General features: G+C 55.2%; 10 protein-coding genes and 1 rRNA gene. 7 read left to right on the top strand and 4 right to left on the bottom strand.

Annotated elements, in window-relative coordinates; genetic code table 11:
* Window positions 1–11: 11 nt before the first annotated feature.
* Both rrf and ABYK60_RS17355 read left to right on the top strand, forming a co-directional pair.
* Window positions 12–127: ribosomal RNA gene (gene rrf, locus ABYK60_RS17360) — 5S ribosomal RNA — on the top strand.
* A 194-nt stretch (window positions 128–321) separates the two neighbouring features.
* Window positions 322–1,596, top strand: coding sequence for a CinA family nicotinamide mononucleotide deamidase-related protein (locus ABYK60_RS17355; protein WP_372873261.1), 1,275 nt, complete (start codon window positions 322–324; stop codon window positions 1,594–1,596).
* Between the two features lie 63 nt (window positions 1,597–1,659).
* Here the strand turns inward: ABYK60_RS17355 and ABYK60_RS17350 are convergent, their stop codons facing one another.
* The 3 genes from ABYK60_RS17350 to argE all read right to left on the bottom strand — a co-directional run bounded on the left by ABYK60_RS17350 (window position 1,660) and on the right by argE (window position 6,141).
* A complete protein-coding gene (locus ABYK60_RS17350) occupies window positions 1,660–2,196 on the bottom strand; it encodes a DUF1439 domain-containing protein (protein WP_372873260.1) in 537 nt (178 codons plus the stop codon).
* On the bottom strand, window positions 2,193–4,856 hold the full coding sequence (gene ppc / locus ABYK60_RS17345; protein WP_372873259.1) for a phosphoenolpyruvate carboxylase: 2,664 nt from the start codon (window positions 4,854–4,856) through the stop codon (window positions 2,193–2,195). Before ppc ends, ABYK60_RS17350 begins: the two co-directional genes overlap by 4 nt.
* Window positions 4,857–4,989: 133 nt before the next feature.
* Window positions 4,990–6,141: an acetylornithine deacetylase gene (gene argE / locus ABYK60_RS17340; RefSeq protein ID WP_372873258.1), complete on the bottom strand. Its 1,152-nt coding sequence runs from the start codon at window positions 6,139–6,141 to the stop codon at window positions 4,990–4,992.
* A 266-nt stretch (window positions 6,142–6,407) separates the two neighbouring features.
* On the opposite strand from argE, the gene argC reads away from it, so the two are divergent.
* From argC to argH, 5 genes are all read left to right on the top strand, one after another.
* Window positions 6,408–7,388: an N-acetyl-gamma-glutamyl-phosphate reductase gene (gene argC / locus ABYK60_RS17335; protein WP_372873257.1), complete on the top strand. Its 981-nt coding sequence runs from the start codon at window positions 6,408–6,410 to the stop codon at window positions 7,386–7,388.
* Between the two features lie 16 nt (window positions 7,389–7,404).
* On the top strand, window positions 7,405–8,184 hold the full coding sequence (gene argB, locus ABYK60_RS17330) for an acetylglutamate kinase (RefSeq protein WP_372873256.1): 780 nt from the start codon (window positions 7,405–7,407) through the stop codon (window positions 8,182–8,184).
* 11 nt (window positions 8,185–8,195) lie between these two features.
* On the top strand, window positions 8,196–9,101 hold the full coding sequence (locus ABYK60_RS17325) for an ornithine carbamoyltransferase (protein WP_372873255.1): 906 nt from the start codon (window positions 8,196–8,198) through the stop codon (window positions 9,099–9,101).
* Between the two features lie 49 nt (window positions 9,102–9,150).
* On the top strand, window positions 9,151–10,374 hold the full coding sequence (locus ABYK60_RS17320; protein ID WP_372873254.1) for an argininosuccinate synthase: 1,224 nt from the start codon (window positions 9,151–9,153) through the stop codon (window positions 10,372–10,374).
* 81 nt (window positions 10,375–10,455) lie between these two features.
* Complete coding sequence (gene argH, locus ABYK60_RS17315; RefSeq protein ID WP_372873253.1) at window positions 10,456–11,826, top strand: argininosuccinate lyase; 1,371 nt, start codon at window positions 10,456–10,458, stop codon at window positions 11,824–11,826.
* Between the two features lie 62 nt (window positions 11,827–11,888).
* On the opposite strand, the gene ABYK60_RS17310 is transcribed toward argH, so the two are convergent.
* A partial coding sequence (locus ABYK60_RS17310) for an AMP-binding protein (RefSeq protein ID WP_372873252.1) occupies window positions 11,889–12,666 on the bottom strand: 778 nt, incomplete at its 5' end.

The raw sequence follows: 12,666 nt of genomic DNA, 5'->3' as shown, positions 1-12,666 counted from the left end.
TAATGAATTTGCTTGGTGACAATAGCGCTCTGGTCCCACCTGATCCCATTCCGAACTCAGTAGTGAAACGGAGCAGCGCCGATGGTAGTGTGGGGTCTCCCCATGTGAGAGTAGGTCATTGCCAAGCGCCTAATAAGTGAAGAGGCCACCCAACAGGGTGGCCTTTTTGCGTTTTTGTGTCTTCAAATTTTCCTCTTTCTTATTCGTTTTACCATCGGCATTACCGTTAACGGCCATTTAATACTTAAGATGCACGGCAGGCTATTGCTATGACTTAAGGGCTTCCCTACCTTATAGCCAACTTATATCGAAGGAGCAGGCATGAAGCTTGAGATGATTTGCACCGGTGAAGAGGTGCTTGCAGGACAGATAGTGGATACCAATGCCGCCTGGTTTGCCAACCTGATGATGGAAAACGGTATAGAAGTGCAGCGGCGGGTCACCGTGGGTGACAGGCTTGAGGACCTTGTGGCAGTGTTTCAGGAGCGCAGTTTCCATGCAGATGTAATCTTGGTAAATGGTGGCCTGGGCCCGACTTCTGATGATATGTCTGCTGAAGCCATGGCCAAAGCCAAGGGAGAATCCCTGGTGGAGAATGCAGAGTGGGTTGTGCGTCTGCACGACTGGTTTACCCGACATGGGCGTGAAATGCCAAAGAGTAATATCAAACAGGCCTGGTTGCCCGAATCAGCCGTGATGGTGGATAACCCAGTTGGCACTGCCTGTGGTTTCAGGGTAAAACTCAATCGCGCCTGGCTTTTCTTCACACCCGGGGTGCCGTTTGAATTCAAGCAAATGGTGGAAGAGCAGTTTTTGCCATTCGTTAAAGGCACCTTCAATGCCGGCAGTCAGGTAGCGTTGCGTAAGCTGCTGACTTTGGGGCGAGGTGAGTCATCGCTGGCCGATGAGCTTGAAGCTATGCCTCTGCCAGAGGGTATTACGCTTGGTTATCGCTCCTTTATGCCGTATATCGAAATCAAGGTGTTTGCCCGTGGCGCAGAAGCCATTGAGGTGCTTGAGGTGGTAACTGATGAAATCGCTGCGCGACTTGGCAATGTGGTGGTGGCTGAGAACCGTACCTCGCTCGAAGAAGAAATCCACGCCAGATTGAACAACTCAGGTATAAGCCTCAGTGTGGCCGAGTCCTGTACCGGTGGCCTCATCTCCAGTCAGTTGGTTGGCTTCCCCGGCAGCTCTTCTTATTTGCATCAGGGACTGGTGACCTACAGCAATGAGTCCAAGGTGAGGGTTCTTGGTGTTTCGCCGCAGACACTGGATGACTACGGCGCCGTGTCTATTCAAACTGTTGAGGAGATGGCTAAGGGGGCTCGTGCTATTTTGGATAGCGACTTCGCGCTGGCTACCAGTGGCATTGCCGGCCCCGATGGCGGCACAGAGGAAAAACCGGTGGGTACTGTGGCGATTGCTCTTGCGACCAAGGGCGGCGTGTACAGTCAGATGGTGAAATTGCCTCGCCGCTCCCGAGACATGGTGCGTAAAGTGAGCGCAGCAGTGGCCTATGACATGCTGCGCCGTGAACTCAATGGTGAGGCGGTGATTGTGGACTACAGCTCTATCAGCCGTTATCCCAAGTAATACTTATCCTGAATAAAAAACGCGGCTCAAAGGCCGCGTTTTTATTTGTACTGAGTTCTGGACTCAGGGGGTGAATTCCAGCACCAGCTTGCCGGGTTTCACCGTGATCCGCTGGGTCATTTCGGCCAGTTTCGCCTGAGCCGCATCTTCGGTATCCAGCACATAAACAGGTTGGCTTTCTAGGAAGCTTCTCACCACCCGCATCAGCTCAGGAGCCAAATCCTGCAATAAGCGCTTAAGCTCCGCCGGATTGGCACTCACATCCACCAGTTGCAAGTCCCTCAGGTACACCCCATGAGCCTGTTTGTCGTACCAGGGCTTGGCCTCGAACGTGGTGGTGAGGGTGGCACGCAGCGGAATAAACGGCGTCTTTACTTCCGCAAGGCTGGTTGCCGTGACAGCCATGGTATCCGCCTTGTGGCCAAGCTTTACCTCTATCTGATTGACAGACACCCGAGCGCCCAGCGGCCCCGAGTTGTCTTTTACCTCAAGGCCAATCTCTTTATTGAGATAGGATGCCATTTCCCGCTCAGTGATGCTGTACTGGCTAATGCAGCCAGGCAGCAACAGCAGCGCCGACACCGCCAGCAGCCGGATCATCCGGTGTTCCTCATGCCCGCTGCCACCCCGGCAATGGTGAGCATCAACGCCAGCTGTACAGATTCCGACGGTGTTTGTTCACGGCGGGTACGGCCAAGAAGTTCTGCCTGCAGGAAGTTCAGCGGGTCGATATAAGGATTTCTGAGCCTTACTGACTCACGGTTCCACGGCGTGTGAGCCATCAGGCTGTCTTCACCGGTGAGCGCCAGTACGGCATCAATACCGAGAGCCAAACGCTCACGCAGGGTTACCCCTAAATGATGCAGCGGCTCAGGCACCAGACATTGCTCGTAATAACGGGCCAGATTAGGCTCAGCCTTGCTGTACACCATCTCCAGCATGGAGATGCGGGTGTTGAAGAAGGGCCAGTCTTGCTCCATTTCCCGCAGCAAGCCCAGTTCGCCGCGGTCTGCAGCGGCTTTCAGAGCTTCGCCGGCACCGAGCCAGGCGGGTAACATCAGCCGGTTTTGCGACCAGGCGAAAATCCAAGGGATAGCACGCAGGCTCTCGATACCGCCATCCACCCGGCGCTTTGCCGGACGACTGCCAAGGGGCAGCTTGCCGAGCTCCACCTCGGGGGTAGCGGCGCGGAAGTAAGGCACGAAGTCAGGTTCCTGGCGCACTATACCACGATAGGCTTCAACCGATTCATCGGCGATGCGCTGCATGGCGCTGCGCCATGCTGGTTTTGGCTCTGGCGGTGGCAGCAGGGTCGCTTCCAGTACCGCCGAGGTGTAGAGCGCCAGTGATTGCACCGCCAGCTTGGGCAGACCGAACTTAAAGCGGATCATCTCGCCTTGCTCGGTTACCCGAATGCGGCCATCGACGCTGCCCGGTGGTTGCGACAAAATCGCCTTATGGGCAGGGCCGCCGCCACGTCCAATCGTGCCGCCGCGGCCGTGGAACAAGGTGAGCTTTACGCCAGCGTTCTTACACACCTTCACCAGTTGCTCCTGGGCACGATACTGAGCCCAGGCTGCGGCCATTACCCCTGCATCCTTGGCGGAATCGGAGTAACCAATCATCACTTCCTGCATGCCCTTGGTGTAACCGCGGTACCAGTCGATATCCAAAAGTGCGGTGATACAGTCGGCGGCATTGTTCAAATCGTCGAGGGTCTCGAACAGGGGCACTACCCTGATGGGATAACGGCAGCCGGACTCTTTCAAAAGCAGCAGCACTGCCAGTACATCCGATGGCAGGCTGGCCATGGATATCACGTAAGAGCCCAGCGCCTGCTGCGGCTGGGTGCCGACCAGACGGCAGGTGGCAAGGACTTCAGCTACTTCGTCCGATGGTTGCCAGTTGCCTGGAATCAGTGGACGGCGGCCGCTGAGTTCTTTCAGCAGGAATGCCTGCTTCTCGGCCTCGCTCCAGTGGGCATAGTCACCCAGGCCAAGGTATCGGGTCAGTTCGGCAATGGCTGCTTCGTGGCGGCCGGCGTCCTGACGAATGTCAAGGCGCAGCATATGAATACCAAAACAGGCCAGACGGCGAAGCATATCCAGCAGGCGGCCGTTGGCGATAAGGCGCATTCCGCAGTCACACAAGCTTTGATACAGGAGTTTCAGCGGCTGCTCGAGATCCTTTTGCTCCCAGATGATATCTTCGCGGGTGACTTCCGGATGATGCCCTTCGAGGCGGGCATTGAGATAGTCGATGGTATTACGCAGTTTGCTGCGCAGGCTGCGCAGAACGTCACGGTAGGGCTCGCAGGAATTGTTGCTGTAAGCTTTAAGCTCGTCATTGGCCTCTTCCATGGACAGCTCACCGACCAGCTCGACCACGTCCTTAAGATACAGGCGGGCGGCGGTGTGGCGGTTTCTGTCCAGCACCTCGGCGGTTACCTTGGCGGTAACGAATGGGTTGCCATCGCGATCGCCCCCCATCCAGCTGGAGAAGCGCACAGGTGCCATGTCGGTGGGAATTTGAGAGCCCGTGACCTGTTCAACCTGATCATTCAGTTGGCGCAGAAAGTCAGGCACCGCATGCCAGAGTGAGCTTTCGATAGTGGACAATCCCCAGCGGGCTTCGTCAACTGGGGTTGGGCGCTCACGGCGAATTTCATTGGTGTGCCAGATTTGGGCAATCAACTGACGTAGTCTCAGGGTGCCGTTTTTGTGCTCGCGTTCGGTAAGCTGCGGGTTTTCCAAATCCTGCAGACAATCCACAATGGCGGAATACTTTTGAATAAGGGTGCGACGGGAAATCTCGGTCGGGTGCGCTGTGAGCACCAGATCTATGTCCAGCGTCTTGAGGGTGGCCAGCATCTGCTTTTCATCTACCTTGCCACCCAACATGCGGCCAAGCAGCTGCTCAACCGGATCGGGAACACACACCAGTTCGTCGCAATTGCGGCTGATGGTGTGGAATTGCTCGGCAATATTGGCCAGGTTCAGAAACTGGTTAAAGGCTTTAACGAAAGGCACCAGCTCCTCATCGGGCAACTCACTGAGCAGGGCCAGCATTTTTGCCCTTGCCTGGTCATCGCCGCTGCGGCTGTCTTTGGCGAGCAGTCGGATTTGCTCAACCTTCTCCAGAAACGCCTCGCCCAGGTGATCCTTCATGGTGTCACCCAGGATTTGCCCCATCATGCCCACGTTGGCCCTTAGCTGGGCATACATGTCTGTTACTTTCTCGGTACCCTTTACGTCTGTCATGGTATCTCCATTCACGGGGTTACAGATCTAAGCCAAAGCCGTTCGAGCACAATAAACAGCCCTGCGTTCGGGGTCAACCGACCAAGGTCAATTGGTCAGTCCAATTGTGGTATTTCATAGGGCTGTTTGTGATTTATTGAATACAGGCCTTGTAAATCAACTGTTTTAATAATTCCACCGTGGGTTTTAGTTGATCCATTGCCAAATATTCATCTGGTTGATGGGCCTGATTGATGCTACCGGGGCCAAGTACCAGGGTTTGACAACCCAAGCTGTTGATATAGGGCGCTTCGGTGGCGTAGTTCACCACCTCGGCCTGTTGGCCACTGAGGCTCTCGACAAGCGCCGTCCAGGCACTGTCTTTGATGCCGGCAAAGGCTTCACTGCCGGGGTAGAGGGTACGGATCTCCACCGAGCCCGGATGTTCACGGCTGATATCGCCAAGATAGTTCAGTAGCATCAGTTCAAGGTCATCAAGCGACATGCCCGGCAATGGTCTGATGTCCAGATGCAGATCGCAACAGCCGCAAATACGGTTGGCGGCGTCACCGCCATGGATGTGGCCAAAGTTCATGGTGGGATAGGGCACGCTGAAGGCATCTTCGCGGTAGTTGTCGGCAAGGTGCTGTTTGAGTTTCAGCAGCTGTCCTATGACTTTATGCATGATTTCAATGGCATTGAGTCCGCGGGCCGGATCCGATGAATGACCGCTGCGGCCGGTAATTCGGATGCCCTGTGCCAAATGGCCTTTATGCATATACACGGGCCTGAGGCCGGTGGGCTCTCCTATGATGGCGTAGTCGGGACGAATCTCAGTGCTGGCAGCAAACACCTTGGCGCCTTCCATGGTGGTTTCCTCATCTGCGCTGGCAAAGACGTAAACCGGCTTCTTCAATTTATCCAGTGGCAGGTCTTTTACCGCTTCCAGTACCAGCGCGAAAAAGCCTTTCATATCGCAGCTGCCAAGGCCATACCAGCGATTGTCTTTCTCGGTCAGGGTGAATGGATCCTGGCTCCAGCGGCCTTCATCGAATGGTACTGTATCTGTGTGACCGGCCAGTAAAATGCCGCCTTCGCCAAACCCGATTTTTGCGACTAAATTTTGTTTGTCACCTGTTACTGATACCTTGGATATTTCGCACTGGAACCCTAGGGTGGAAAACCAGTCGTTTAGAAGGGCTATAACTGAATGATTACTCATATCCAGCTCTGGCTCGGATGCGCTGATAGATGGCGCGTTAATGAGCGAAGAAAAAAGGGTTTTGAGATCTGGAATGCGATTCACTGGATAAGTCCTGAAAATAGTTATTCATGCATATTGCATAATTAAAGAGTTGTGTTAGTCTAGCAAACAGCTGGAACGAGCACCATAGCGAAGGCCTCAAACAGAGAGAGAATATGGTTTATTTATACATCAATTCCTACATATTGCCTGCCCCCCTCCATACGCTGCGACGATAGTCGCGGCACAAGGTGTTTACGCAGGGGCTCGTCTCCCCATTAACGGAAATTTATTCCATCTATCTGTTAATTATTAAGAATCTAATACTCATGAAAAAAATTGCCATCATAGGTGCCAGTGGTTACACGGGGGCACAGTTAACCGCTCTGCTTGTGGCCGATCCAGCTTTTGCGATCCAGGGACTCTATGTGTCTGAAGGCAGTGCTGACAAAGGCAAGGCCCTTGCCGATTTGTATCCTGTCTACAGTCATATTTCCCTGACACTGTCGCCCTTGAGTGATGACGCCAAGGCCGCCATTGTGGCCGAGGCCGATGCTGTGGCGCTGGCTACCGAGCACTCGGTATCACTGGAGCTGGCGGCGTATTTCTACCAGCAGGGGCTGGCAGTATTTGATTTGAGCGGTGCATTCCGTTTTGCCGATACCGCTCAGTATCCCAAGTGGTACGGTTTTGAGCACAGTCATCCTGAAGTGTTGGCCCAAGCAGTTTACGGCCTGGCCGAGTGGAATGCCGAGGCCATTGCCAGCACCCGCATGATTGCCGTGCCTGGCTGTTATCCAACAGCATCACTGACAGCTCTTAAGCCATTGAAAGCGTTACTCACTGAGTCGCGTCCGGTGATCAATGCCGTCAGCGGTGTCACCGGTGCAGGTCGCAAGGCGCAGCTGCATACCAGTTTTTGTGAAGTAAGCCTGACTCCTTATGGTGTACTTGGTCACAGACACCAGCCAGAAATCGCCACCCAATTGGGGCAGGAGGTTATTTTCACGCCGCATCTGGGTAATTTTAAGCGTGGCATTCTGGCTACCATCACGGTGCAGCTCAAGTCAGGCACCAGCCGTGCAGAAGTGGCACAGGCTTACAGCGTATACGACCAGAGCTCAATCGTGACGGTAAAAGAAGGGCAATTCCCCAAGGTGGATGATGTGGTGCATACCCCCAATTGTCATCTGGGTTGGAAGTTCGATGAAGACAGCGGCTATCTGGTGGTGGCCAGTGCCATCGACAACCTGATGAAAGGCGCTGCCAGTCAGGCACATCAGTGCATAAAGATTCATTTTGGCGTTTGAGTTGGAGAGCTTCGGGATGTCTGTGAACAAGGTATTGGTATTAAAAGTGGGTGGCGCGTTGTTGCAGTGCGAGATGGGTATGACCCGGCTGATGGACACCATTGCCAAGCTGTTTGAGTCAGGCCAGCAAGTGGTACTGGTGCATGGCGGCGGCTGTCTGGTGGATGAGCAGCTCAAGGCCAACGGCATGGAAACCGTCAAGCTCGATGGTCTGCGGGTCACTCCTGCCGAGCAGATGCCGATTATTGCCGGCGCGCTGGCGGGCACCTCCAACAAGTTATTGCAGGGCGCTGCGGCCAAAGCGGGCGTGGTGAGCATGGGCATGAGCCTGTGCGATGCCAACATGGTCAGTGCCGTGGTGAAAGATGAGCGTCTTGGCATGGTGGGTGAAGTCAGCCCTAAAGATGCCAGTGCACTGGAATTTATTCTGGGTCAGGGCTGGCTGCCAATTATCAGCTCCATCGCGATGACAAATACGGGTGAGCTTTTGAATGTGAATGCCGACCAGGCTGCTTCGGTGCTGGCTAAGTTGCTCGGCGGCAAGCTGGTACTGCTGTCTGATGTCTCCGGCGTACTGGATGGTAAAGGTAAGCTTATTGACAGTCTCAGCCGCACTCAAATCGACGAGTTGGTAAAGCTCGGCGTAATTGAAAAGGGCATGAAGGTAAAAGTGGAAGCTGCTCTGGAGGTCGCCGAGTGGCTCGGTCAGCCGGTACAGGTTGCCTCCTGGCGTGACAGTGAACAGTTGGCAGCCCTTATCAAGGGTGAGGCAGTGGGCACACAGATACAACCTTAGGGGCAAAGACCATGAAACATTTGATATCGATAAAAGACCTGACGCAAACGCAATTGCTGGATCTGCTTAAGCTTGCCGCAGACGTAAAAGCCGATCCAGCTAAATATTCCCGCGCACTCGCTGGCAAGAGCGTTGTGATGCTATTCGAGAAGCCTTCGCTTCGTACCCGCGTCAGCTTTGATATCGGTATCAATAAGCTCGGTGGTCACTGCCTGTATCTGGATCAACAAAATGGTGCCCTGGGTAAGCGGGAGTCGGTTAAGGACTTTGCTTCAAACCTCTCCTGCTGGGCCGACGCCATTGTGGCGCGCACCTTTGCCCACGAAACTGTACAGGGGCTGGCCGAGCATGGTTCAGTGCCTGTAATTAATGCGCTGTCGGATCTCTACCATCCCTGTCAGGGGCTGGCGGATTTTCAGAGTCTGGCCGAGCATTTTGATGACCTGTCCAAGGTGCGACTTGCTTTTGTTGGTGATGGCAACAACGTCTGCCACTCGCTGATGTATGGCGCGGCGCTGCTCGGGGCCCGCATGACAGTGATCTGCCCTCCAGGTCACTTTCCTGATGGCTATGAAGTGCAGCAGGCGCAGGAAATTGCCAAAGAGCACGGCGGTGAGCTAGTGTTGACCTCGGACATTAATGCCATTGAAGGCCACGATGCCATCTACACCGATACCTGGATTTCCATGGGTGACAGCACATCCCTTGTGGATATCAAGTCCAAGTTTGCCCCTTATCAGGTGAACAAGGCGCTGATGAAAAAGGCCGGTGCCAGCCATTTTATGCACTGTCTGCCTGCCCACCGTGGCGTGGAAGTGACAGACGAAGTCATGGACGGTGAAGGCTCACTTATTCTGACGCAGGCGGAAAACCGCATGCATGCACAAAATGCAGTGTTGGTAACACTGCTCGGTTAATTTTATCTGGTAAGAAATCGGCGCCCGGGGCGCCTTCTGGGAAACAGTTATGGCAATTGAACAAAACAAAAGCGGTGTAAAAAAAGTTGTCCTGGCCTACTCGGGCGGTTTGGATACCTCGGCAATTATCCCCTGGCTTAAGGAAAACTACGACAACTGCGAAATTGTCGCCTTCTGTGCCGACGTAGGTCAGGGCGAAGAAGAGCTGGTTGGCCTGACTGAAAAGGCGCTGGCCTCGGGTGCAAGCGAGTGCCATATCGTCGACCTCAAAGAAGCTTTTGTAAAAGACTACATCTACCCAACCATCGCCACCGGTGCCATCTACGAAGGCACTTACCTGCTGGGTACTTCTATGGCCCGTCCCATCATTGCCAAGGCGCAGGTGGAAGTGGCCCGTAAAGTGGGCGCCGATGCCCTGTGCCACGGCTGCACCGGTAAGGGTAATGATCAGGTGCGTTTCGAAGGCTGCTTCGCCGCGCTGGCGCCGGAGCTGAAAGTGATTGCCCCATGGCGTGAATGGGACATGGAAAGCCGTGAAGATCTGCTGGCCTATCTGGCCGAACGCAATATCAAAACCTCGGCTTCAGCCACCAAGATCTACAGCCGCGATGCCAACGCCTGGCACATCTCCCATGAAGGTGGCGAGCTGGAAGACCCATGGAATCAGCCTTCCAAGCAGGTATGGACCATGACGGTTGACCCGGAAGATGCGCCAAACCAGCCAGCCTTTGTTACCCTCAAGGTGGAAAATGCCCGTATCACTGAAGTGAACGGTGAGGCGCTGAGCCCTTATCAGGCGCTGATGACCCTCAACGCCATTGCTGCGCCACATGGTGTTGGCCGTATCGATATCACCGAAAACCGGCTGGTGGGCATGAAGTCCCGTGGCTGCTACGAAACCCCCGGTGGCACCGTGATGTTTGCTGCGCTGCGGGCCATCGAAGAGCTGGTGCTGGACAAGAGCTGCCGTGAGTGGCGCGAGCAGATCGCCGCTAAGATGGCGCATCTGGTGTATGACGGCCGTTGGTTCACCCCACTGTGTGACTCACTGCTGGCCGCCTCCGAATCCCTGGCGACCCAGGTGAATGGCGAAGTGGTAGTTAAGCTCTACAAGGGCCAGGCCACTGCAGTGCAAAAGCGCTCACCCAACAGCCTCTACTCGGAAGCCTTTGCCACCTTCGGTCAGGACAGCGTATACGACCAGAAGCACGCCGAGGGCTTTATCCGCCTGTACTCGCTGGCAAGCCGTATCCGCGCTTACAACACCAAGTAAGCCACCTTGTCAGTCAGGGGGCCTTTATTGGCCCCCATTCATTTTGATTTCCGGGCAGGCCCGGGCAGAAGGAGAATCGCTATGGCCTTGTGGGGCGGCAGATTTCAGGGGCAGGCCAGTGCCCTGTTCCAACTCTTTAACGACTCTTTGCCGGTCGATTACCGACTGTTTGTGCAGGACGTGGAAGGCTCCATCGCCTGGGCTGATGCCATCGCCAGCGTGGGTGTGCTCGACGGTAATGAATGCAGTCGTCTTAAGGCCGCGCTGACCGAGCTGCTTGAAGAAGTGGGCGAGGACGAGACAGCCATTATTGGCAGCGGCGCCGAAGATATTCACAGCTTTGTCGAAACCAAACTGATTGAAAAAGTTGGCGATCTCGGTAAGAAACTGCACACCGGCCGTTCCCGTAACGATCAGGTGGCGACCGATCTTAAGCTGTGGTGCAAGGCCTCGGGCAGTTTGCTTGAAACCAAGCTGACCGCCGTTATTCAGGCGCTGCTGGCGTTGGCGAGCCGTGAGTTGGACGCAGTGATGCCAGGCTACACTCACCTGCAGCGGGCGCAGCCGGTGACCTTTGGTCACTGGTGTCTGGCCTATGTGGAAATGCTGGAGCGGGACTTATCCCGTTTGGCCGATGCCCTGAAGCGCCTCAACACCTGCCCGCTGGGCTCGGGGGCACTGGCGGGCACCGCCTATGCAATCGACCGCCATGCGCTGGCCGCAGCGCTGGGCTTTGGCGGTCCGACCCTCAACAGTCTGGATTCGGTATCGGATCGCGACCATGTGGTGGAACTGTGCGCTGCGGCGTCACTGTCGATGATGCACCTGTCGCGGCTGGCGGAAGATCTTATTTTCTTCAACACAGGCGAAGCGGCTTTTGTGGAGCTGGCTGACAATGTGACTTCGGGTTCATCTCTGATGCCACAGAAGAAAAACCCTGATGCCCTCGAGCTTATCCGCGGTAAAACCGGCCGGGTTTACGGCAACCTCGTGGGCATTCTCACCACCATGAAGGCGTTGCCGCTGGCCTACAACAAAGACATGCAGGAAGACAAAGAAGGTCTGTTCGATACCATCGACAGCTGGGGTATTTGTCTCGACATGGCGGCGCTGGTGCTGGAAGGAGTTAAGGTAAACCGTGACAACACCAAGCAGGCGGCGCAGGCAGGTTATGCCAATGCCACCGAGCTTGCCGACTATCTGGTGGCCAAGGGCATGCCGTTTCGCGAGGCGCACCACGTGGTGGGCGAAGTGGTGCTGCATGCCATCGCACAGGGCGTGGCGCTTGAAGACCTGCCCATCGCCGAGTTGCAACGCTTTGCCGCCGTGATTGGCGAGGATGTGTATCCGCACCTGAGCCTGGATGAGTGTCTGGCCAAGCGCAATGTGCTGGGTGGCACGGCCATCAATCAGGTTACCGCCGCACTGGCTGCTAAAAAACAGCAGTACTGATATCTGTATTCAGGGCATAAAAAAAGCTCGCCAACCGGCGAGCTTTTTATTTAAAGAGCGGACTAAATTTCGTCTTCCCACACCACTTTGGCACCACGCTGTCCGTCGACCTTGGCGCTGAAGCGGCTTTCCAGCACATGGCGCTTGATTTTCAGGGTTGGGGTCAGCACATCGTTTTCGATAGTCCAGGGCTCGGTAACCACCACCACGGCATCCACTGTTTCGTGGGACTCAAGGTTAGGGTTGATGGCATCCAGGGTGGCCTTGATGGAAACACGCACTTCTTCGCGCGCCTGCAGTGTTGCGCCATCTGATAACTGTACCAGTGCTATGGGGTGGGGCAGGCCGGAACCAATTACACAAATCAGCTCCACGTGTGGGTCTTGCGCCAGTTTGCGCTCAATAGGCACTGGTGCAACGTACTTGCCCTTGGCGGTTTTGAAGTTGTCTTTCACCCGGCCGGTGATGCTGACGCAGCCATCTTCATCGATGGCGCACAGGTCGCCGGTGTGGAAGAAACCATCTGCATCAAAGGCGGCTTCGGTGGCTTCCTGCTGCAAATAGTAACCACTCATCAGGCCGGGGCTTTTCACCATGAGCTCACCCTCTTCACTGCGGCGGATTTGGCAGCCTTCCACCGGTTTGCCCACGGTGCCGATTTTACGCTCATCGAATGGGTAATTGATGATGGAGTAGGCACAGTTTTCGGTCATGCCCCAGGCTTCACAGATGTTGAGGCCAATGCTGTTGTACCAGCGGATAAGGGACGGTGGAATTGGCGCCGAACCTGAACCCAGCAAACGGCACTTATCCAGCCCCAGGCCTTTGTGAATTTTACGC

This window comes from Shewanella sp. (genome assembly GCF_041630135.1).
In the GTDB taxonomy this organism is placed as follows: Bacteria; Pseudomonadota; Gammaproteobacteria; order Enterobacterales; family Shewanellaceae; genus Shewanella.
The sequence above is the reverse complement of the archived record's forward strand: the minus strand, read 5'-3'. Positions and strand labels throughout refer to the sequence as shown.